The organism is Pseudomaricurvus alkylphenolicus (assembly GCF_011683955.1).
Classification (GTDB): domain Bacteria; phylum Pseudomonadota; class Gammaproteobacteria; order Pseudomonadales; family Cellvibrionaceae; genus Pseudomaricurvus; species Pseudomaricurvus alkylphenolicus.
The window spans coordinates 20785-42372 of record NZ_JAAQPI010000004.1; the positions used below are offsets into that span (position 1 = coordinate 20785).

The 21588-nt window shown below is 49.2% G+C and carries 24 protein-coding genes and 2 pseudogenes; 6 read left to right on the forward strand and 20 right to left on the reverse strand.

Going from position 1 to position 21588, the window contains the following annotated elements; all coding sequences use genetic code 11:
* Nucleotide 1: 1 nt before the first annotated feature.
* Nucleotides 2-1207, reverse strand: a complete 1206-nt coding sequence (locus tag HBA55_RS11935; protein ID WP_166991101.1) for an NAD(P)/FAD-dependent oxidoreductase — start codon at nt 1205-1207, stop codon at nt 2-4.
* Complete coding sequence (locus HBA55_RS11940; RefSeq protein WP_166991104.1) at nt 1194-2126, reverse strand: dihydrodipicolinate synthase family protein; 933 nt, start codon at nt 2124-2126, stop codon at nt 1194-1196. The genes HBA55_RS11935 and HBA55_RS11940 overlap by 14 nt, the downstream gene beginning before the upstream one ends.
* Nucleotides 2127-2419: 293 nt before the next feature.
* Here HBA55_RS11940 and HBA55_RS11945 point away from each other — a divergent pair, with 293 nt between their 5' ends.
* A complete protein-coding gene (locus tag HBA55_RS11945; protein WP_166991108.1) occupies nt 2420-3352 on the forward strand; it encodes a LysR family transcriptional regulator in 933 nt (310 codons plus the stop codon).
* Between the two features lie 158 nt (nt 3353-3510).
* Here HBA55_RS11945 and HBA55_RS11950 read toward each other — a convergent pair whose 3' ends face one another.
* From HBA55_RS11950 to HBA55_RS38185, 3 genes are all read right to left on the reverse strand, one after another.
* On the reverse strand, nt 3511-3777 hold the full coding sequence (locus tag HBA55_RS11950; protein ID WP_166991111.1) for a hypothetical protein: 267 nt from the start codon (nt 3775-3777) through the stop codon (nt 3511-3513).
* A 164-nt stretch (nt 3778-3941) separates the two neighbouring features.
* The gene (locus tag HBA55_RS11955) at nt 3942-4235 is read right to left on the reverse strand and encodes a hypothetical protein (RefSeq protein ID WP_166991040.1); all 294 of its coding nucleotides are present in this window, start codon (nt 4233-4235) and stop codon (nt 3942-3944) included.
* Entirely contained in the window at nt 4196-4297 is a 102-nt protein-coding gene (locus tag HBA55_RS38185; protein ID WP_420821498.1) for a transposase, read from the reverse strand. Before HBA55_RS38185 ends, HBA55_RS11955 begins: the two co-directional genes overlap by 40 nt.
* A gap of 41 nt (nt 4298-4338) precedes the next feature.
* Here HBA55_RS38185 and HBA55_RS11965 point away from each other — a divergent pair, with 41 nt between their 5' ends.
* Entirely contained in the window at nt 4339-4476 is a 138-nt protein-coding gene (locus HBA55_RS11965; protein WP_166991117.1) for a hypothetical protein, read from the forward strand.
* Between the two features lie 217 nt (nt 4477-4693).
* Here the strand turns inward: HBA55_RS11965 and HBA55_RS11970 are convergent, their stop codons facing one another.
* The 3 genes from HBA55_RS11970 to HBA55_RS11980 all read right to left on the reverse strand — a co-directional run bounded on the left by HBA55_RS11970 (nt 4694) and on the right by HBA55_RS11980 (nt 7852).
* Nucleotides 4694-5740 carry an AraC family transcriptional regulator ligand-binding domain-containing protein gene (locus tag HBA55_RS11970; protein ID WP_166991120.1) on the reverse strand — a complete coding sequence of 349 codons (1047 nt, stop codon included), beginning with the start codon at nt 5738-5740 and terminating at the stop codon, nt 4694-4696.
* 683 nt (nt 5741-6423) lie between these two features.
* Nucleotides 6424-7440, reverse strand: coding sequence for a 3-ketosteroid-9-alpha-monooxygenase, oxygenase component (locus HBA55_RS11975; protein ID WP_206019761.1), 1017 nt, complete (start codon nt 7438-7440; stop codon nt 6424-6426).
* A 94-nt stretch (nt 7441-7534) separates the two neighbouring features.
* Complete coding sequence (locus tag HBA55_RS11980; RefSeq protein ID WP_166991126.1) at nt 7535-7852, reverse strand: 2Fe-2S iron-sulfur cluster-binding protein; 318 nt, start codon at nt 7850-7852, stop codon at nt 7535-7537.
* Between the two features lie 291 nt (nt 7853-8143).
* On the opposite strand from HBA55_RS11980, the gene HBA55_RS11985 reads away from it, so the two are divergent.
* The 3 genes and pseudogenes from HBA55_RS11985 to HBA55_RS37420 all read left to right on the forward strand — a co-directional run bounded on the left by HBA55_RS11985 (nt 8144) and on the right by HBA55_RS37420 (nt 10297).
* Nucleotides 8144-8545 (forward strand): FAD-dependent oxidoreductase, encoded by a 402-nt coding sequence (locus HBA55_RS11985; protein WP_166991129.1) that lies wholly within the window; start codon nt 8144-8146, stop codon nt 8543-8545.
* A 256-nt stretch (nt 8546-8801) separates the two neighbouring features.
* On the forward strand, nt 8802-9173 hold the full coding sequence (locus HBA55_RS11990) for a hypothetical protein (RefSeq protein ID WP_166991131.1): 372 nt from the start codon (nt 8802-8804) through the stop codon (nt 9171-9173).
* Nucleotides 9174-9290: 117 nt separating this feature from the next.
* A pseudogene (locus HBA55_RS37420) lies at nt 9291-10297 on the forward strand (aldo/keto reductase).
* Nucleotides 10298-10407: 110 nt separating this feature from the next.
* Here the strand turns inward: HBA55_RS37420 and HBA55_RS12010 are convergent.
* From HBA55_RS12010 to HBA55_RS12030, 5 genes and pseudogenes are all read right to left on the reverse strand, one after another.
* Nucleotides 10408-10902 (reverse strand): MarR family winged helix-turn-helix transcriptional regulator, encoded by a 495-nt coding sequence (locus tag HBA55_RS12010; RefSeq protein WP_166991140.1) that lies wholly within the window; start codon nt 10900-10902, stop codon nt 10408-10410.
* A 68-nt stretch (nt 10903-10970) separates the two neighbouring features.
* On the reverse strand, nt 10971-11384 hold the full coding sequence (locus HBA55_RS12015) for a VOC family protein (RefSeq protein WP_166991143.1): 414 nt from the start codon (nt 11382-11384) through the stop codon (nt 10971-10973).
* Between the two features lie 34 nt (nt 11385-11418).
* Complete coding sequence (locus HBA55_RS12020; protein WP_166991146.1) at nt 11419-13122, reverse strand: FAD-dependent oxidoreductase; 1704 nt, start codon at nt 13120-13122, stop codon at nt 11419-11421.
* 15 nt (nt 13123-13137) lie between these two features.
* A pseudogene (locus tag HBA55_RS12025) lies at nt 13138-13552 on the reverse strand (transposase); the annotation flags it as partial.
* 176 nt (nt 13553-13728) lie between these two features.
* Nucleotides 13729-14034 carry an acyl-CoA synthetase family protein gene (locus tag HBA55_RS12030; protein WP_166991149.1) on the reverse strand — a complete coding sequence of 102 codons (306 nt, stop codon included), beginning with the start codon at nt 14032-14034 and terminating at the stop codon, nt 13729-13731.
* Between the two features lie 665 nt (nt 14035-14699).
* Here HBA55_RS12030 and HBA55_RS12035 point away from each other — a divergent pair.
* Nucleotides 14700-15314, forward strand: a complete 615-nt coding sequence (locus tag HBA55_RS12035; protein WP_166991151.1) for an acyltransferase — start codon at nt 14700-14702, stop codon at nt 15312-15314.
* A gap of 156 nt (nt 15315-15470) precedes the next feature.
* Here HBA55_RS12035 and HBA55_RS12040 read toward each other — a convergent pair whose 3' ends face one another.
* The 7 genes from HBA55_RS12040 to HBA55_RS12070 are packed head-to-tail and all read right to left on the reverse strand — an operon-like array spanning nt 15471 to nt 21575.
* Nucleotides 15471-16625 (reverse strand): acetyl-CoA C-acetyltransferase, encoded by a 1155-nt coding sequence (locus HBA55_RS12040; RefSeq protein WP_166991154.1) that lies wholly within the window; start codon nt 16623-16625, stop codon nt 15471-15473.
* 35 nt (nt 16626-16660) lie between these two features.
* A complete protein-coding gene (locus HBA55_RS12045) occupies nt 16661-17419 on the reverse strand; it encodes an SDR family oxidoreductase (protein WP_166991157.1) in 759 nt (252 codons plus the stop codon).
* A complete protein-coding gene (locus tag HBA55_RS12050) occupies nt 17416-18180 on the reverse strand; it encodes an SDR family NAD(P)-dependent oxidoreductase (protein WP_166991160.1) in 765 nt (254 codons plus the stop codon). The genes HBA55_RS12045 and HBA55_RS12050 overlap by 4 nt, the downstream gene beginning before the upstream one ends.
* Nucleotides 18181-18186: 6 nt before the next feature.
* Nucleotides 18187-18942 carry an enoyl-CoA hydratase family protein gene (locus HBA55_RS12055; protein ID WP_166991163.1) on the reverse strand — a complete coding sequence of 252 codons (756 nt, stop codon included), beginning with the start codon at nt 18940-18942 and terminating at the stop codon, nt 18187-18189.
* 28 nt (nt 18943-18970) lie between these two features.
* A complete protein-coding gene (locus HBA55_RS12060) occupies nt 18971-19759 on the reverse strand; it encodes an SDR family oxidoreductase (RefSeq protein WP_166991165.1) in 789 nt (262 codons plus the stop codon).
* Entirely contained in the window at nt 19756-20808 is a 1053-nt protein-coding gene (locus tag HBA55_RS12065; RefSeq protein WP_206019762.1) for a nitronate monooxygenase, read from the reverse strand. Before HBA55_RS12065 ends, HBA55_RS12060 begins: the two co-directional genes overlap by 4 nt.
* A complete protein-coding gene (locus tag HBA55_RS12070; protein ID WP_166991167.1) occupies nt 20805-21575 on the reverse strand; it encodes an SDR family NAD(P)-dependent oxidoreductase in 771 nt (256 codons plus the stop codon). The genes HBA55_RS12065 and HBA55_RS12070 overlap by 4 nt, the downstream gene beginning before the upstream one ends.
* Between the last annotated feature and the right edge of the window lie 13 nt (nt 21576-21588).

Sequence of the window (21588 nt, forward strand, 5' to 3'; positions counted from 1 at the left end):
GCTAGTTTCCCATATACATATTGACATGGCCGAAGCGGGCCGGCGAATAGGGTTGCAATGCTTCAGAAGGTAGACCGGTCAGTATTTCTTCGCTCAACAGGCGGGCGTAGAGAGGGCCAAAAGTAAATCCCGACCCACCAGCAGCCACGTAAAAACCCGGCGTCTGATCCACCTGACCGACGATCGGCAATTGATCGGCTGTGACACCCGTGATTCCCGTCCAGGTTCTGAGCAAGTGTAGTTGATTGACAGCTGGTACAATCTCACTCGCAACACCAAGATTGCTTTTCAGGGCATCCAGGCTTAATTTTGCCGGGGCATTGCTTATCCACTTTCCTGCATGTTGCTGTAACCTGGCCGACCAGCCGCCTCCAATCAGGAGATTGCCATCCTCAACTTGCTTTAAAGACAACTTTCTACCGACATGCTGCACCATGTGCTTTAGGAAAACCGGAACAGGTTCCGTCACGCTCATCATCAATGCAACTGGAAATATGGGTAAATGTATATTGGCCATGGCCGCTATTTCATGGGCCCAGGCGCCTGAAGCGTTCAATACCTTCTCGGCCCGTATCTCAAGGCGCTCACTGGCTTTCTCTCCTGGTCGAATCCGGCTTGATACGTTCCATCCCGCCCCAACTTTGTCCAATCCCATTACCGCAGTATCGGTAAAAAAATCAGCCCCCAATGCTTCCGCTTTTCTGGCAAAAGCCGGCGTCAACAAACGCGGATTACAATGTCCCTCTTCCCTGCAATATAAGGCGGCCTGTACGGTTTCGCCAAGATAAGGCGCACGCGCTAAAGTTTCTTCAGCACTTAACAATTCAACGGCCAACCCGTACCTGTTCTCCAACTTCGCTTTGCGCTCGAGGAGTCTAATTTGCTCACTGGTTTCCGCTACCATCACACCACCAGACATGGATAAACCAATATCGCAAGACAGTTCGTCTTCTAGAGTATTCCATTGCTCGATGGCTGCAAGTGTCAGGGGAATAAGATGCGGCAATTGCGCCTTGAGATGAGTCTCGTTATGAATCAGCCGGTGCTCCAGTTGAAAATGCAGTGAGCCGGCATTTCTACCCGACGCTCCGGCGTTTAGCTGGCCCCGCTCGATAATCGCGACAGAAACGCCGGCTTTCGCCAGGAAATAGGCGCTCGCGCACCCAATAACGCCGCCGCCAATGATGGCTACGTCATAATTCCTCATTCGGTAATCTTCCGACTGCCAGCAGGGTTTTCCTGACTTCATCCACACCGCGTTCATCGAGTGGCAAAATTGGACTACGCGGATAGCCGCCCGGTAACCCCTGCTGATTCAGAGCTTCCTTGAAAATAGCCTGGGCCGATCCGAATTTTCCGGTGTAGTCCGAGTTAAACCAGGCCTGCATTAAGGTGGTGTCCTTTTTGGCAATTATTCTGGCTGTTTCGATGTCGCCGGCCCAAATTGCATTAAAAAAATCAGGATGATCTCGACCCAGAATAGCTCCTGCTCCCATCATTCCATCCGCGTTGTCCTGCTGTACCAAGGTGATTCCAAGATCACTCATCGGGATGCCAAACACGCGAACCTTATCCTTCAGCGCATAAAATACATTCAGAAAGTGCCTTTGGTCCGGCGTGGAGTTTTTTATGGCAACCACTTTGTCCAGTTCTGCCAATTTTTGCAACAACTCCAAAGACATATCCACATTTGTACCTGGAGGCCAGTTGTAAACGCAGATTGGTAAGGAAATTTCCCCACTGACCTCAGCATAAAATTCATAGATTTCATTGTCCGTTAGCTTCATATAGGGAGGAGCTGACAAAAGGATGCCATCGAAGCCAAACCCCTGGGCAAGTTCAGAATTTCTGATCACCTCTGCTGCAGTGTACCCATTGCAGCCGGCAATAATCGTGCACTTGCCTCTCAGTTCGCTACTGACGGTTTCCAGAAGATATCGCTTTTCCTCGAAGGACAAAGTAAACCACTCACCCTGTGTCCCCGCCGTTATTACGCCGTGCATTCCTTCCCTATTGAGCCAGCTGAGCAGCTTTCTCAGGGACTCGCAATCTAATTCACCTTCTTTGGTAAATGGCGTTGTTATAGCAGGAATGTAGCCTCGCCACTGCACCGAATTTCTATCCATTCTTACTTCCTCAATGGAATTACATAAATCCAATCAGCCCGCTATGTTCTCTGCCGACTGACCTTCCACACCGATTTGTTTTCTTCAATAACGCCTTAGACTAAACCCTACCCCCCTCTCTCACAATAGCAAAGGATATTGAAGTTTGTTGCGGTAAGCGCAAATTTGCCTTAACTTAGGACCCAGTGGACCGGATGAAGCAATTCCGTTCATTCTCGCTGGCTGGGTAATATTCAGTTCAACACTCTAATACATTGAAAAGCATGATGTTTTTCGAGGCAACCTGCAAGATCATGAAAGTTAACAACACTCGACTTATGTATCTATACGAAGCTCAGCGCTGCGGTACGATGAATGCCGCTAGCGAAGCACTTGATGTGGCCCCTTCCTCTGTGACGCGCCAGTTGGCGGCATTGGAAAAAGAGCTGGGGATCGCACTGTTTGAAAAAGGTCGCCGAGGGATCAAGCTAACGGAGGCGGGAGAACTTGCCTGTGAACATTACCGCGAGCGATGCTCACATGAGGAAGCCTTTCTTTCACAGCTCGATAAACTCAAAAGTCTGAAAACGGGTACGATAAAAGTGGCTATCGGAGAAGCTTTCCTGTCCGATGAGTTTAGCCGGCTTATTAGTCAATTTATGGCCGACAACCCCGGTATTACCGTGGAAATAAGCATCGGTAAAACCAATCACGTGGTCGAACTTGTCAAAGAAGACGACGTTCACTTCGGTCTTATTTTTGATATACCACGAGATCCGAAAATCCGGATTAAATTAGCTTTGCCACAGCCACTAAAAGTTATTCTACACCCGAGTCATCCGCTGATCAAAAGCAGGATTATCACGCTGTCAGAAGCTGCACAGCACAGAACGGCTTTACCGGATAAAACCTATCGTATGCGTCAAATAGTGCATATGGCTGAGGATGAAAATCAAACATTTATCGACCCGGAACTTACTTCAAACTCTTTGCTGTTATTGAAGGATTATGTAAAAACCGGAAAGGGAATCAGCTTTATGCCTGAGATCGCGGTAAAACATGAACTGTTGACAAATCAGCTTATTAGCAAGCCAACTGACAGCTCTCTGTTCAACGGTACCAAAATAAGTGTCGTTTCACGGCTGGGAAGACAGCTCCCCAACAGCGCCGATTTACTGATGCGGAGAATTCAAGTCTATTTGAATGAATCCATTGATGTATTAAGTGCGTTAAATACATCGGGATAGGCATTTTCCCGGGCTAACTCACAAACTCAGGTTGTGTTGCCAACTCTCGTCAATTCGGAAGAATACCATGGGCGAACCGGTGCTGAGTGTGAGCTGGGATGGGATGGAATCTTGACAGAATTCGTCAAAACCCGCTTAACTGTCTGAATTTCTTACCATTATTCGGAACGACTTAAGTCAGTGGCCTTAGGCCCATAATCCACTCCCAGCTTCTCAAATATCGGATCCTTCACGGTCAGTTCGGCTCTGAGCGTCGCCAGTTCGACTTCAGTTTGTTGTTTCGCCGCTTCTGCATCAGCAAGCTTCGCCTCCATTGCCGATAGGAGGTTCGCTTGTTTGTCAGCCGAAGACTGTTGATCTTTGAGCTGTGCGGTTGCTGAAGCTGACAGCGCTTCAACCTCTTTCAACTGAACATCCAAGTCCATCAATTTCCGGTCGGAGACGACCAATTGTTTTCTCGATCCCTCAATAAGACGCCGGCAATCGTTCGCAAGCGCTTTACGGCTGTTTTAGCGCTTGCGCGCTTTTTGGCGTGACGAAAGAAACGCAGGTTTAGACGCATCTCCTTAACTTCCTTGGCATAAGTCCGTCACTGCTGAATGCCGTGGTGTTTAGCCAGTTTGTTGAAGCGATTAATGATTTTGACCGCTAGCTTCCCATCAGTTGGGTAAGTGATGTACTTTTCTTGAACCGTGGAGTCAATATTGACGGTTTTGTCTTCAATGACATCGCCATGAATTTGAGCCGACATTTTGAAGATTTTCTCTACACCCGCCGCGCCAATTCGTTTACGAAAATGCACCAATTCCGTTGGGTGACATGGTGCCTTGTTCTGAAAGGATTTTAGGCACAGAATGCCTGATAGTAGGGATTTCTTTTCCACTGGAGAACAACATTCTCGTCGCTCAGATTCTCCAGCTGCTTGAGAATCAACAGGCCGACCAAGACGCGAATTGGGATGCTTGGACGGCCTTTCTTGTCAGCGTATGTTGTTCAAAGGTCCGCTCGAAGTCTTCCCAGGGGATCACTTTGGTGAGCATGAGCAATGGGTCAGCGGCATCAAGTTGATCGAGGAGATCAGCGCCAAAGAAGCTCGTTTGCTGGTACTGATCGGTGTCCATTAGCATAGTTATCCTTGAGCATTTCGACCAGAAATTTAGCCCCCAAACCCAGAGCTCATAAGGCCTGGCGGGCTTTTTCAGGGTCGACTATTTAAGCGCCTGAGAAAAACGCTGGGGAAATAGGTTGTAAAAACAACGGCTTATGGGGTACGAACGCGAGATATCGTCCCCTTATGCCAGCGAACTCAATATATCAGTACCCCAAATTAGCCAATGCTGATCAGTGCAGAAGTTGCTGTTTGCGGTAGGTTGAAGGTGAGCAGCCTTCCCAACGTTTAAAGGCAGAGGAAAAGTTACTCTGATCATGAAATCTCAATAACTGGGCGATATCACAAACCGTCAGATTGGCTTGCAGCAGGTATTTTTTCGCCAGCTCGTGGCGTGCGTCCTGTAATAGTCGAGCATAACTGGTACCAGACTGCTGCAGCTTACGACGCAACTGCCGTGCAGATAAATTCATGGATTTAGCAATTTCTTCCTGACTGGGTTCGCCCCGATTAATATTATGGATGATCTGTAACTGAATTTCTGAAATAATTTTATCCTTTTCGGCGTTTTCCAGACTGTGTTTCAGGATCTGTTCGCTAATTTTCGCCAACGCAGGGTTGCAGGTGACTAACGGTTGGGTGAGAACGTTGTAATCGAATTCCAGCTTGTAACAATCTTGGCTATAACGAATGGGCGCCTGAAATAAATCGTCAAAAGCCTGAAAATTCACCGGTTTATGGTGTTTAAAGTAGACACATTTAACCCTGAACTTTGGATCCAGTGCATTGCATACATTGCCCACCATGCCAGCAATAGCGGCATCGAAAGCTACAGCTAAACTATGCTGATCTACATCTGACAGTAATTGTTTTTCGATACTCTGAGAAATTTCGCATTCTATAAAGACTAGCTCCCCTGCACAAGTCATCTTGTACTCCATCACATCGCTGACCAACCGCTGATAGAGGCACATGGCTTCAAAAGCGCGCAACAGGTTTTCACTGCTAGCAAAAAGCATGCCCATGCTCGGCAAGAAAGTAGTAGGGAGAAAAGGGGGGATTCTCAAGCCGAAGGCATCATCGCCAGTAATTTCCACCGCACGGCGCAGCAGCGCAAAAACCTTTACAGCGGGATGGTGGGCGTTGGGATCAAAACTCAGGCGGCTATCGAGGCCCTGTTCATCAAAGAGCGGCTGGCTGCTGAAGCCATAGGATTCAATAGCGTTTGCTATGGCTAGCCCGTATGTAGCAACAACGGTTAGTTTTTCAGGGTTCTTCACTAACTTTGATACCATGGGTAACCTGCACCGATCAGGAATTACCTCTCTCTATAATATTCTGGACGTCGAGAAAAAACCAGCACTGCACCCGATAGCATATGAAAACAGTTGTTTCGCAAATCACGCCGTATACTGTCAGAGCAAGAATGCCTCATCTTCCAGTCCGATCAAGTTATCTGCCCTAGCGGTGTGGCATCGTCTGGCCCTGGCGCAGACAGCATTCGACGGATGAAATCGGTGAAATACAATAAAATAACTTTATTGCATTATGTAATATTATGTCAAGCCGCCTACTTCCCTACTTTCTAAGGCCGGATAAATAATACTTATCCGACCTTGACTAATTTTTGAAGTCTCGTAGAGGGAGGGCAGACATTCGTTATGAATTCGCCATACACGCCGAATATTATGATAGATATATAGACTAGCCGTGGCTTTGACTTCTCTTTGAGCTTTTTCCAATTCCAGACACCGCTACAAGTCTCGATTTCGACAAAAATGAAGAATGGGATGCTACATCATACTTCACCCAAACAAGAGCGCGGCGCAGGGAGCACCCTGGTAAGCGTGGCACAAACCTGGGGAACCTCCCCGCGACCGGAGGCCCCCTCTTGGCGGGGTGCCCAGACTTTATCAACACCCCACCGCTGGTGTAAGTCACTACAATCAACGATAAGCTTGAATCAAGATTTCTTCTCAGGCCAAGGATCTCGCACAGTACCCTTGGTCACTATACGGCCATTGCATTTTTCCTGAATCTTCAAAGCCTCTTCTCGTGGATCATAAAACTGTTTGTACCAACGTCGCACTTGCCCAAAAGGGCCATCACCAATTACTTTTAGCAATTGGAAACAGGGGTTCTTGTTTGCCCAAATTTCATAATCCTGCATCAACGCCAGACGACTCACTTCCTGATATTCGCGCGCGTAGGCAATGCCCTTATCCGGGTTACTGGCATCGGCCGATTTCACTAGCAAAGCGTGCCAAACCCGCACCTGACCGTCCTCAACCGGTGTATGACAAATTTGAATGATAGACTCATAATCCCCCCCCATACGAGACATCAAAATGCCGGGACCTGTATACCATGTGTAGTTTGTTAACACCTCAGAAGCCAGTGTGCGATGACCAGCCGCAAAATCCTGAATAACAATATGGCCATCGAAGACATTTTCAAAATATTGTGCTTCGGAACTTCCATGGATGGGTGTTAAGTGGGCCTTATCCGCAATATTGTCGACAAGCTCAATCGGGTGGCAATCAATTTCTCCCAGGTGATCAATTTTCCACTGCACCCAATTAGCATCATCCCACTCGGGTAGCACGGGGACGTCGTAATCCGGCTGTTCCCCTTCGGGGTCATGCCAAAGGAACACACAACCAGCGCGCTCCACCACCGGCCAGGATTTAACACAGGCGTTGGGGGGATTGGATACAGGGGAGTACGGCACTTCCTCACAATTGCCTTCGGGGGAAAATTTCCAGCCGTGGAAGGGACAGCGAATAGAGTCACCTTGAACCTGCTCTCCATCAAGTACCACGTAAGAAGAGGTGTTTTTAGCGAAGTGTGCACCCATATGAGGACAATAGGCGTCTATCACCACCACACGGCCACTTTCACCCCGATAAATCACCATATCTTGGGCAAAATAGCGAATGGCTTGCGGGGTCTGGTTAACCTCCGTTGCATCGGCGATCATAAACCAGCCCCTTGGAAAGGTGTACTCTCCGAGGGCATATTCTTCAGTACGAGCCATAGGTAACTCCTGTATTCAACGTACAATAAACTGTTTATTAATCTTGATTAGCTATACTCAATACGAGACCGTAATGTTGCTCCGTTAGTGCCAGCTGGCAGGACAAACGGGAGTTTTCCTGAAAGCTATCTACACAAGAGACCACCATCTCTTCTTCTATCCCGCGAGCGCCTACTTTTTCAAGCCAGCTATGGTAAATATAAACATGGCAGGCTGCACAGGCGCGGCCACCGCCGTATGCGGCTTCGATTTCGTCGAAATCATTGTCACGCAGGGCTTCCATCAAAGTTTGACCGACTTCTGCCTGGATTGACGATTGCTCACCAGCAAGATTAATCACATTGAGCGTTGGCATAAATAGATGATTCCTCTCGACTACCCGCGTTTCATATCAATAACGATTTCATACATATAGCACTGATACCACATTCTGACATTGGCGCCACGCTGCCATGTCGATTGGACGCATTATCCACTTTCATCAATGCTTTCTAAAACTATTCAATTTTAATTGTATTTGATAACTAATACAAACTATTATAACAACCTCACACCACACTTCAGCTGTATAATACTCAGAGGAGACGGGCATACCTTAGAACTAGAGCGGCGGAAACCTCACATCCAACTCGCAGGGGCATCTATAATGAACACCACATTTGACAACAGCAACCCCAACGTAGAATCGCCTCTACAGATTGACTCTGATACACAACTTACGTGGGATGACGGGGCCGAAATCGTAGTCGTGGGTTATGGTGGCGCTGGTGTTTGTGCGGCCCTTGAAGCCGGGGAACGAGGGGCCTCAGTGATTACTATTGATCGCTTTGAAGGAGGTGGAGCAACCGCACAATCCGTAGGTGTTATATACGCCGGTGGCGGAACCGAATACCAAAAAGCCAGGGGCGTAAAAAAACTCTTTCATAGTAGAGAGAATCGCCTAATAGTAGACCATTCGGGCGCTGTTATCGGCGTAGAGGTTAAACAAATTCCCAGCAATAGCAAAGCGCCAAAATGCAACGACGTTGCAATAGCATTATCCGTATGACACGTCAGTATCTACCCAAGATTTCTAAAAAAAATCGCCATCGCCTGCGCGAGATAGAGCTTGATAACAGCTGCTCTACCACAATACGTATCCGAGCCAAAAAAGGGGTCATTATTAGTGCCTGCGGCTTTATAATGAACCGTGATATGGTAAAGCAATACGCCCCAAATATATTAAAGCGCTGCCTCTTGGTGACACAGGCTGTGACGGGGTCGGCATTCATCTGGGACAGTCTGTCGGTGGCGTACTTGGACAAATGGATCGCATTTCCGCCTGGCGTTTTATCAACCCACCCATGGCGTGGGCACAAGGCATCATTGTTAATCAGCAGGGCAAGCGATACTGCAATGAACAAGTATACGGTGCTCGACTCGGTTACTTTATGATTGAGAAAAATGACGGCCGTGCACTCCTTATTCTGAACAAATCTCTATTCAAAAGAGCTATACGAGAGGTCGACCCGGGCAAGCTCTGGCTTTACCAATGGGCCCCCGCACTGATGAACATGTACTTCAACGCCGAAAAAGCCAACACCCTGAAGGATCTTGCGGAAATTTGCCAACTGCCAACCCTGCAAACAACAGTCGATGCCTACAATCGCGCAGCCCGAGGTGAACAAGAAGATTAATTCAGAAAATCCTCTGAATTTATGCATCACCTCGAACAAGGCCCCTATTACGCCTTGAATATCTCCATCGACAGCAAACTCTTCCCCTGTCCAAGTCTAAGCATGGGTGGCCTACGCGTGAATGAAGATAGCGGGCTCGTCAAACGTGAAGATGGCACAGCAAGTATCGATAAAGGTCGCTCGCGGGAAATCTACAATAGGTTTATCGAGTCTGGCGGCAACTATATCGACACCGTCAACATGTACACAGACGGCTTATCAGAAGAATTTGTGGGCACAAACCGAAAAGAGCTTGTACTTAGTAAAAAATACTCACTGGCTTTTGGTGAATCAATCGACGTAAATCAATTTGGTAACTCTCAAAAACACATGTAGCAATCCATAGAGGCCAGTTTGCGTAGATTGAATACCGACTACATCGATATTTATTGGGTACACAATTTGGACTATATGACCAAGGCTGACGAGATCATTCGCGGGCTCGAAGACCTGGTGCGCAGTGGAAAGGTGTTATACATTGGGTTGTCAAACGCGCCATCTTGGCTACTCGCCCAATGCAATACTATTGCGGAACGACGCGGCTGGGCCAGTTTCGCAGGCTTGCAATTGGAATACAGTCTTGCACAACGCTCTATTGAAGCAGAGTATTTTCCACTGCTGGAAGCATTTGACCTTAATCTCTGCATGGTCACCGCTCGGGGGGAGGGATTCTGTCCGGCAAATACCAAAATCAAAAGACTGACGGCAGCTCCAGATTCGACCTGCTGGGCATGAGTGTAAGCCAAGCCCATCAAGAGCTACTCAAGGAATGTACCAGAATCGCCAAGAACAATGGCTGCACTTTTCCGCAGCTCGCTCTCACCTGGATAAGACAGGCCAATGGCAGAACTATACCCATTATCGGCGCCTCTAAGGCGAGCCAACTGACAGACAACTTAAAGGCCCTGGAAATCAAGCTCACGCAAAATGAATTTGAGGCACTGGAAATTGCCAGTCGGCAGCCTATACAAGAGCCCTATAATATTTTGTCCAACCCCCACCAACTAGATAGAATGTATGGACCCTACAAAAACAGCATCGCCAATACTCGCCAAAAATTTCCAATCAGCAGGAAAAATGCTTAACAAGCACTAAATGTGATCCAGTGAAGGCCTGACCCCTGATGACACTCAGCTAGAGCCACCAGGGGTGTGCGCCGATCATCACACATTGACCGGCTTGCCCATCTGCCACATTAGGCGTTTGCCAGTCGGCTGTTAATTGTTTGAAGAGTTTTTACCGTTGCATATATATCTTCATCTGAAATCCCTTCGCATCCAGATTTAATCATTTCAACGGCCAGTGGAACGACATCATTTCTGACAGTCTTGCCCTTGTTAGTAAGGGTAACATTGAGACGACGCCCATCCTCCCTGCTTACACGCCGCTTGATATAACCTAAGTTTTCCAACTTGTCCAGCATTCGGGTAGTCGCAGGGCGGTCCTTAAAAGTCAGATCAGCAATCTGAAACTGAGATAGCTCTTTGTATTGAAATACACGATTTAGTACCGCGAACTCTCGGGGTGTAATCTTATAGCCCGCCTTTGAAATCGCATCTCCCAGACTCTTGCCCAGGAGATAACCACTTTGACTTACAACAAACCCAAGAAAGTCATCATATTGATCAAAACATAGAGGGTCAGCAGGTTTATCAACTTTAGCCATATGTCCAGTTTTATTCAGTTTCATTGCAGATATAAACGTATTGTGCAAGCACTCTAACACATTAGTCGATAAACAACTATCATATTTGGGTCTCAGTCATTGGCATGCTCTTCCAACTCCCACATGACGCCGTTAAGTGTCTTGGGGTGCCCAAACATCACCCGCCCCAATGGCAACTCTTCCGGGTCGGCGAAGGTAAAGCGGACACCCTGCTCTTGAAACAGAGCCACTTCTCGATCAAGGTCATCCACCCAGAATGACAGCTGATTAATTCCTTCACCCAATTTTTCGGTGGCCTTAGTAACCGGGGATTCGCCACCAATGCCAGCAACAAATTGGACAAAACTCTCACCCAAATCAAAACGAATCCCAGCTACTACACCTGGCTCGGAAAAACAGTGCGCTGGAATTTCAGTTGCTTCGACGCCAAGCAGTTTGCTATAACGGATGCGAGCCTCCTCCAAATCCTTGACGCGAATAACTACACCTTTAAGTTGCTTTGACATGCTGATTCCTCCTAAACCGTCGGCTTATGAACCTCTAATCGAAATTGGTACGGACCCTGCTTCGCATAATATGTGAGGCCCCAAGGTACCCCATTAACATCGCCGGTCCCAAGGTACAGCCTGCACCTGGGTATTTATCACCCATTATTGAAGCGGTGGTATTCCCCGCCGCATACAGGCCCGGAATAGGGCTGCCCTCCACATCCAACACCTGCGCATCGTTATTGATAACTAGTCCCCCTTTGGTACCTATGTCCCCAGGATGAATAATCGCGCCATAGTAGGGCCCCAGATCCATTGCGCTCAAACAGGGATTGGGCCCTACTTCGAAATCTCCGTACAAGCGGTCGTGGGCATTGCTACCACGACCAAAGTCTTCATCTCTTCCTGTCTGCGCGAAATCGCGCATCCTCTTCATAGTGTTTTGCAGGCCGGCTACATCAATACCCAATTTGTTGGCCAACTCACTAACCGTTGCCGCTTTCTGCAAAGGCCCTCTATCACCAAACATCCCACGATTGAAAAAATCAGGCGACAGGCTCCCCTGCACCATACCGCCAAACATATATTTTTGGCGGTATGCCTTATCAAAAATAACGTATCCGGGAACGCAATCGTGCCCGCGCTTCCGCGCCCCATAAAAGCACTCACCGTAGGAGTTATAGGTGATTGCCTCATTCATAAAGCGCTGGCCTTTCTTATCAACAATGATAATTCCCGGCTTGGATTTTTCAGAAAAAAGTACTGTTGCGCCGCTTTTTATTGACACTGTTGGCGCCCACCAAGCTTCTTTCATCAACCCCAAAGCCGCGCCTATTTTTTTGCCGGCACGTATCAAATCGCCAGTGTTGGAGGTTACTCCAGCAGACCAGGAAGCATCACTGGGCTGAGGCAAGTATTGCTGGCGCATCTCGCTGTTGTGCTCAAAACCACCAGAAGCGAGCACAACCCCCCTGGTAGCTTTGATAATCTTTTCTTTCTCGCGACCAGCCACAGTGACACCTGACACTCTAGCGTTTTCTTTAATCAAAGACGTTACAGGGCAATTTAGATATAACTCAATTCCCCTTTCTTTACAGGCGAGATAAAGTTTTGCGATTAATGCATTACCCTGCGATAGACGTCGATCTCGCTTACCTTTCAGACGACCCGGAATGTCTGCAAAGTAATTCAAGACGATGCGCGCCATGATTTTTCGCCAGCCGGGGACATTGGCAAGGATCTGCATTCCTTCACTGATCGTCATCGAAAAAATGCCCAGGGCCCGGCTGGCTTTTGGCGCCTCGACAAGTTTATACAGTAAGTCGCCTAGCAGCTTGCCATCGGCCGCATCCGGGCCCATGGTTCTACCGCCGGGTTTCCAGCCCTCATAATCCGGGTAGTAGTCCGCATAACCTTTAATAGGCTTGTAACTAACGCCACTGTATGTTTCAACAAACTCCAACATCTCCGGTGACTTATTAATATAATTCCATATTACGTCGTCACTGACCTGGCCTTCAGGAATAACTTTTCGCATGTATTTGAAGGCATCCCCTGGAGAATCTACAACGCCCACCTGTGAGATGTTGGCGTTGTTCGGGATCCAAAGGGCTCCTCCCGACTTTGCGCTGGTGCCACCAAAGTGTTCACTTTTTTCCAACATCACCACGGAAGCACCTTGCGTGGCTGCTCGAAGCGCGGCAACAAAAGCAGCCGCACCGGATCCAACAACAACGACATCGAATGTATCTTTCATATCACTAGTGTCCGGTTAATTTTTGAATAAATTCAATTGGTTAGAAAACATATCATCCTCCGTGAGGTCTGTAGATTTGAAAAGGTCTGTATTGAAAGAGATTTTCTCGAACAGAGTGACGGAAAATAACTGTAACAAAGTGTAGAGCGAGACGTCCAAGTTCAAACGCTTCTTTACGATAGCCACGAGCACGTATACCGAGACGGCAGTCCATATTTGAACCTTGATGGCGTTCTCTGATGCGCCGTAGAACTTTTTGATCCGAAGATATTGCTTGATCCATTTGAAGAACAGCTCTACCTGCCATCGGGCTTTGTACAGCTCGCAAATGATGAGGATAGTTCTTTTGAGTGTAGAATCCCGAGAGAACCACTGTTTGATCGCAGATGATTCCCTGCTCCCGGTCGTTCGGAGAAGAATGAAGCCTTCGAGCTTATCGCCATGACAGGATGCACAGTTTTCGAGAAACAGTCTTAAGTTAGCACCCCTTGCAACACCCCACACAGATTTCTTATCAGCCTTGCTGGTCTCTGAATGCACCACAACCTCTTTGACTTCTGATACAACACAGTCGTCCTTTACCACAATGCATAGCTTGAGTTCATGTTAGGATTCCATTACCTCAGTCGGTATCCCTATGGCCGCCACATCGGCCACAGCGGGGTGCTTTCTTACAACGGACTCAACTTCCGCCGAAGCAATATTACGCCCACCAAATCTCACGGAGTCTTTCTTTCGATCTATAAAATAGCAAGCGCCGTCAACAGCATCACGCTTTAGCAAGTCACCGGTGACAAACCAACCCTTCTTAAAACTCTCTTGGGTGGCTTCTGGCTCGTCGAAATAGCCATTAAAAATAAAGTGTTTTTCCTTTTCACGAATACAGAGTTCGCCAATTTCTCCACCCGCCACTAGGTTTCCCTGATCATCGCGTAGCCGGGAACGCAATAAATTGCTTGCGACAATCCAAAATCACAGAATCGATTAATTATCTGCCGCTCAATTTAAATCAGCATCTGCGCCTTTACTGCTTTTTCTAAAGCGCTAAAAAGCTTCTTGATCCGAACCTACTGCTTTATCCACTTGAAACAAATCGACACGCCAGCGGGCATTGTATAGCGTGTATTTTGCCGTTGGATACGTGTGGAATATTGCCTCTCAGATCCAGCAGTGTGGTATCTTGAACGCCGCTGCGAAACTGCGCTTAAGATTCATCACCCAAGTCCTAAAGTCCTGCCAACAGACTAGCCTATTTAGTTGTATTTGTAAACTATCTGCAGTCGCAGGTACCGTACACTCTTGCTTACGGCTCCACACAATGGTTGCTGATATGTATAAATTCGATAGCGCTGAATAATGAGCTGGCGAAACTAAAATTCCATTTCACAATAAAACGAACTGAATACCACGTATTGAGCATACCCAACTCTAAATCGGACATTTTGGCCTACCGCAATAAATATCCAACTTTTGTAAATATAATTACTACAGCATATGGAAACTGCATATGCTAAAGTAATTTTAAATTAAGGCTATTCCATACCTAGAACTAGGTAAAAACCATTGGCGAGGAGAAAATGAAAAATATCTACGAAATTGATGGCGTCAGACCCGTTATTGCAGAGACTAGCTACGTTCACCCCAACGCCGTCATTATCGGTGACGTGATTATTGGCGAGAATTGCTACATTGGCCCGCAATGCAGCATTCGAGGAGACTACGGGCGAATTACTATTGCCGATGGCGCCAACATCCAGGACAACTGCGTGTTACACAGTTTTCCGGGCAAGCCCTGCTCAGTTGGTAGCAACGCTCATATCTCCCACGGCGCCATTCTTCACGGCTGCACCGTCAAGAATAATGGCTTTGTGGGCATCAACGCAGTGGTTATGGATGATGCCATCGTTGGGGAGGGTGCAATGGTTGCCGCGATGGCGTTTGTTAAAGCAGCCTTTGAAATAGACGACCACTGCCTGGCAGTCGGTCAACCGGCGAAGATCGTAAAAGAAATGAGTACCACCGAGGTGAACTGGACAAGTAACGGCCCGAAAACCTACCAGAGACTGGCCCAGCGATCAATGGCCACCTTAAAACCAACAACGCCACTAACTACAATTGAGGCCGATAGACCCGAACTTGACCTCAACAAAGAAACTTCTAAACCGCTTCACATTCTAAAGAAAAGCCTGTAACGAATAAGAAGTTACTCTGGTAGTTCGAACCGCTATTTAAGCGGTTCAAACAAAACTTAAAGACTACCACATACTTTGCGAAGGAAAGCCGGTAAGGTACGTGCTTATTAGAGAGCACCAGAGCACCTTCCTTGTCACGGATTTGCGTGATATTGATTAAACCCGCTCAATAATGGTCACATTCGCCTGGCCACCGCCTTCACACATGGTTTGAAGACCGTATCTGCCACCTCTTCGCTCCAATTCATTCAACAAAGTCGTCATCAGGCGCGTACCTGTGGCCCCCAGGGGGTGGCCCAAGGCAATAGCACCGCCATTGACATTCACTTTATCTGAGCTGACGTTAAACTCTTTTTGCCAGGCCAGCACAACAGACGCGAAGGCTTCATTGATTTCCACCAGATCAATATCATCCAATGTGAGGCCGGTTTTCTGCAGCGCGTGCTGGGTGGCGGGAATCGGGGCGGTCAGCATCCAGATGGGGTTGGCACCGCGAACGGAGAGGTGGTGAATTTTGGCACGGGGTTCCAGCTTGTAACGTTCCACTGCTTTTTCTGACGCAATCAGCATGGCGGAGGCGCCGTCACAAACTTGACTGGACGCCGCCGCAGTCAACATACCGCCTTCCAGCAGTGGCGGCAGTTTGGCCATCTTTTCCAGTGTGGTGTCCCCACGCGGAGTTTCATCCACTTGAAGTCCATTTTCAAAGCCGTAAATTTCGTTCTCAAAGTAACCCTGCTCAATGGCATGAATTGCACGCTTGTGACTTTGCAAGGCGAATTGCTCCATGTCCTGCCTGGAAATCTCCCACTTTTCAGCGATCATCTCCGCAGATTTGAACTGATCAACAGGTCTCTTACCGTATCGCTTCTCCCAGCCCCGGCTACCGGCAAAGGGGGTTGGAAAACCCAGGTGGGTAGCAATGGTGTTTGCCATACCAATGGGAATCGCCGTCATGTGTTGCACCCCACCGGCGACGACCAGATCATTAGTGCCACTGAGGACAGCCTGGGCAGCGAAGTGAAGCGCTTGTTGCGAAGAGCCACACTGCCGATCAACGGTTGTGCCCGGCACATGCTCGGGAAGCCCCGCCGCTAGCCAGCTTGTTCTGGCAATATCGCCCGCTTGAGGGCCCAGCGCATCAACACAGCCGAAAACAACGTCCTCAACCAGGCTCGGATCAATCCGGGTTCGCTCCACTAACCCCGATAACACATGAGCACCCAAATCAATCGGGTGAATCTTACTGAGCTTTCCACCCCTGCGTCCGGTAGGTGATCTCAATGCGTCAATGATATAGGCAGTTCTCATCAGTGCTGATCTCGAATCGAATTTTAATTAAGTCTTTAACTTTTTTGAACGGAAAGCGCTATTTCGCCGCCGCCATGGACCTCTAGCGCGGCCCCCGATGCATAGGCAGCACCGTCGGAGGCAAGATACAAACAGGCTTGTGCAACATCGCCGGGTTTACCAAAACGCTTCATGCCAATCGTGCTCTCAATAGACTGCATGCTCTCATCAGAACCGTAATGCTCTGCGGTTAATTCCGTCGCCACCATGCCGCAGATAATGGAGTTGATGCGGATTTCTGGCCCCCACTCCTGCGCCAGACTACGCGACGCATTGACCAGGCCAGCCTTGGCGGCACCGTAGGCACTCGTCCCCGGTGACGGACGCAGGTCACTAATACTGGCGATATTGATGATGGATGCCCCCCTTTGCTTGGCAAGGTAACGATGAGCTTGACTGCTGAGGACCAATGGCGCGGTAAGATTCAACGCGATAACTTTTTGTGTAAAACCCACTGAGGCCGTCTCGCTGGGAGCCAGAGGCGACCCGCCTGCGTTGTTGACCAGCACGTCCAAACGGCCATACTGCTCAGCAATTTTGGCCAAAAACGCTTCAGTTTGCTTATCATCCCGGATATCGATGGAGTGGAACGCAATCTTTGGCGACGAAAACGGCTCTTCGGGTTCACGCCGCGCGCAGGTCACAACTTGTGCGCCACTCGCCGCAAAAGCCTCACAAATCGCTCGACCGATGCCACGGGCACCGCCCGTGACAAAGACCACTCGATCGGAATAGTCGTAGCTGACGTTACTCATACCCGTGGCTTACCCACCGACACGCCGCCATCTGCGGCAAAGTCACCACCGGTGCAGAAAGACGATTCGTCACTGGCCAGAAACAGTGCCACATTGGCCACTTCCGACGCCGACGCCATACGCCCGAGGGGATACTTGCCATATGCCGCATTATATTGCTCATCCGTCCAACCCGGGCGCTCAGTCATTTTGGTCCGTGTGGGACCGGGAATAACGGTATTCACACGAATACCATAAGGGCCCAGCTCAATAGCCGTGGTCTTGGTCAGACCACGGATACCAAATTTGGTGGAAGAATATGCCGCCAGCCCTTCCCTGCCTTCCAGCCCCTGGACCGAGGAAAAGTTAATGATGGATCCGCCCCCCGCTTCTTTCATTCCCTCAAGCACTGCTTTCATACCAAGGAAGGTACCCAACAGGTTAGTGTCAACGACCTTTTTAAAGGTACTAACATCGGTTTTTTCAAAGGGCATCACACGGATCATACCGGCATTATTAACCAGCACATTGATCTTGCCAAAAGATGATTCAACGTCGGTAACGGCCTTGGCCCAGGCATCTTCATTACTAATGTCAAACTCAACAAATATCGCTGAGCCGGGCACCTTACTATTGAGCTCGGCGCAGAGGGATTGGCCTTCATCGGCACGGCGATCGGCAATCGCCACTTTGGCGCCCTCGCGAGCAAACATTTCCGCACAGGCGGCACCGATGCCGCGAGCACCACCGGTAATCAGAGCAATCTTATCTTGTAACCTCATATACTGTTACCTGGTAATAATCCGCTCGCCGCGAACAAAGGCGTTGCGAGCCTCTTCGCCGTCTCCCATAAAGTTAAGTTGGTAGGTATAACCCTGCTCCATGCGGTAGTTGGCATCCAGCTCAAATACATCAAGATGATTAAGCGCAGCTTTAGCGAATTTCACAACATCCTTCTGTTTTTTGGCGATGCTGCCAGCCACTTCCCTCGCTTTGGCCATCAGATCTTCCGGTTCTGTTATATAGGCGACACTGCCCCAAGCCGCCAACTCTTCGGCGGTCGCGGGCCGACAGGTTAGCGACATTTCACGCAGCTTCATAGGCGCGACCAGCTTGGCCAAATGAGAAGCGCAACCCAGCGCACCATTATCCACTTCTGGCAGGCCGAACTTGGCCACTTTGGAAGCGATAATGATATCGCAGCTGGCGACAATACCCACACCCAACCCCATACAAAAGTCGTTCACTGCCGCTATAACGGGCACTTTGCAATTGTAAATACTGTGAAACAAGGAGTAGCAAGCTTCCCCAGAACCTAACAAATGATCCCAGCCTTCGACACTTTGCATCTCTTTAATATCAATACCGGCGTTAAAACCGCGCCCCTCAGCCGTCAGGATAATACAGCGTAGGCCTTCTTTTTCACTCAACTCTTTAAATATTTCGTCGAGCTTCCAGGTGTCACCAACGGTGATAGAGTTTACCGGTGGGTGGCTCATTACCACTTCTGCAATATTGTCGTTGATACTGACGCTAATGGTCATTCTTAATTCCTCTTCATATCAATAATGTTTAGGCTCGACGGCAGCTTACCGAGAGTGATTCGCCGGTCATATAGCTGGCGTACTCCGAGGCAAGAAATACCACTGTATTCGCAATTTCCCAGGTCTCCGCGGCGCGTCCAAAAGCCTCGTTTCTTTCAATCAACTCCTGTAAAAAATCGGCGTTCGAGACTTTTTCCAGATAAGGGTGTAGCGCCAAACTTGGCACCACCGCATTAATACGCACACCGTAATCCGCGGCTTCCATAGCGGCACAGCGGGTCAGTGCCAACACCCCGGCTTTGGAGGCGGCGTATGCTGTTTGGCCTGCCTCGGCACGCCAAGCACAAATACTGGACAAGTTGATGATCACCCCTCCCCGATTGGCGCCCTGCATATACCGCAGTGCTGCACGCATAGCACGGAAGGTACCGGTGAGATTGATATCAAGAAGTCGCTCCCACTCTTGCGTCTCGGTGTCAATCAATTGTTTGGTCATGCCCATACCGGCATTGTTCACCAAAATATCCAACCCGCCCATTTCCGAAACCGCTGCGGTGATCAGTGCATCAACCTGCTCTTCTGAGCGTACGTCACAGAGTTGGCGATAAACCTTTCGACCAATCTCTTTTTCCAGGGCTTCGGCATATTCATTCAGGCGGCCCTCATGGATATCCGAGAGCATCACGGTTGCGCCCTCTTCAGCGCAACGCTTGGCGGTCGCAAAACCAATACCGGTACCGGCTGAGGCCGTTACCAGAGCCATTTTTCCCTCAAGTATATTCTTGCCTTGGGGATAGGGGGGTACCTCTTTACTCATCCCTGAAAACTCCTCAACACAGCTTCAGCGCCACTGATAATTTCTGTCATTAATTCGTCACAGGTAGGCACGCTGTCAATCACACCCACACACTGCCCTCCCGACATAATGCCGTGCTCCACCTCGCCATCGACCATGGTCTTGGCCAGCAGTATCGGGGTGTTTGCTGCCATAATCAGCTGCATCCAGCTGTAGTCGTGATTGCGCTTCATAGCCAGTGCCTGCTTAAGCATATCTCTCACTGTCATTTTGGTAGTGCCTTTTAGGCGAAAAGCATTTAGCAACGCTTTTGCCATACCTTGCCAGGCAGGGGTATTCACCAGATCATCAATGAATTCCGTACGCAGAACCCGGTGCGGGTGGCCGTCAATCATACTGGTGACCACGGTATCCCCCGCCGTCTTTTTCAAATACTCAGCCTTTACATTGGCAGGCACGGAAGACTCTGCAGTCAACAGGAAGCGGGTTCCCATATTGACACCCACCGCACCGTAGCTCAAAGCCGCGATCAACCCTTTACCATCAAAGAAACCACCTGCCGCAATAACCGGTAAATCCACGCCTCCGACAATTTGTGGCAGAAGCACGGTGGTAGCAATGCCACCGGTGTGGCCACCAGCCTCCCCCCCCTGCACGATAACCGCGTCCACCCCCCAGCCGGCCAGCTTTTCAGCATGACGAACGGCGCCAATCGAAGGAATACAAACGACCCCCTCATCCTTCAATTTCTTAACCAGTTTTTCACTGGGAGCGAGAGCGAAAATCGCGACCTTCACCCCCTCTTTAATCATCAGATCCGCACGTTCGAAGACATCGGGTGAATCAGAACGCAGATTAACGCTAAAAGGCTTGGTGGTATGATCCTTGACATAGGCGATCGCATCAGCCAGCTCCTTGTAGCTCATAGTTGCCGCCCCAATGGAACCCAAGCAGCCTGCGTTTGAAGCAGCAGCCGCCAGCTGCCCATTGGCAACCCAGCCCATACCAGACTGAATAATGGGGTATTCCACTCCCGTTAGCTGGCACAACTTAGTATTCAGAGCCTTCACGCCAGGTACCCTCCATCAGCAACCAGTGTCTGCCCGGTGATAAATGAAGCTGCTGGACTCACCAGAAAGCGCACGGCCTGTGCAATCTCTATCGGGTCAGCGAGGCGATTCATCAAATTTTGGCCAGCCATATCTTTTTCAAACTTTTCGCGTCGCTCAGGATCTGTCGGCAATATCATGTCTGTTGCCACCGAACCCGGTGTTAACGCATTTACACGGATACCGGTTGGCGCCCACTCCCTGGCGAGGGTATTGGTAAAATTAATTATGGCCGCTTTTGAGGCACAGTAAGCGCCTATGCCCCCCAGTGGTCGGTGCGCTCCCGCTGCCGCGATATTCACCACTGCCGCCGCCTCGCTTTCCTTAAGCAAAGGGAAACAGGCTTTTGAGAGAAAGACCGCAGCCCGAGTGTTGACGGTAAAAATCTCTTCAAACTCTTCGTAGGACAGCTTCTCCACCGTATGAGGTCGCAGTATGGCGGCATTGTTCACCAGAATATCCAAGCGCCCCAGGTCTCGGCGAATATTTTCGGCCAGTGCCTCAGGCTCACCCTGAAGAGTCGCATCATAGGCATAGGCAGTGGCCTGACCGCCGGATTGGCGAACCTTGTCAACAACCGCTTCGGCCGCCTGCAGTTTTCTACCCGTTACGATCACTTCAGCGCCAGCGGCAGAAAAATCCAAGGCCATAGACTCCCCGATGCCTCGGCTACTGCCAGTGATCAGTGCGACTTTACCAATCAAATCGAATCTACTCGTAACTGCCATCTTTAACTTCACT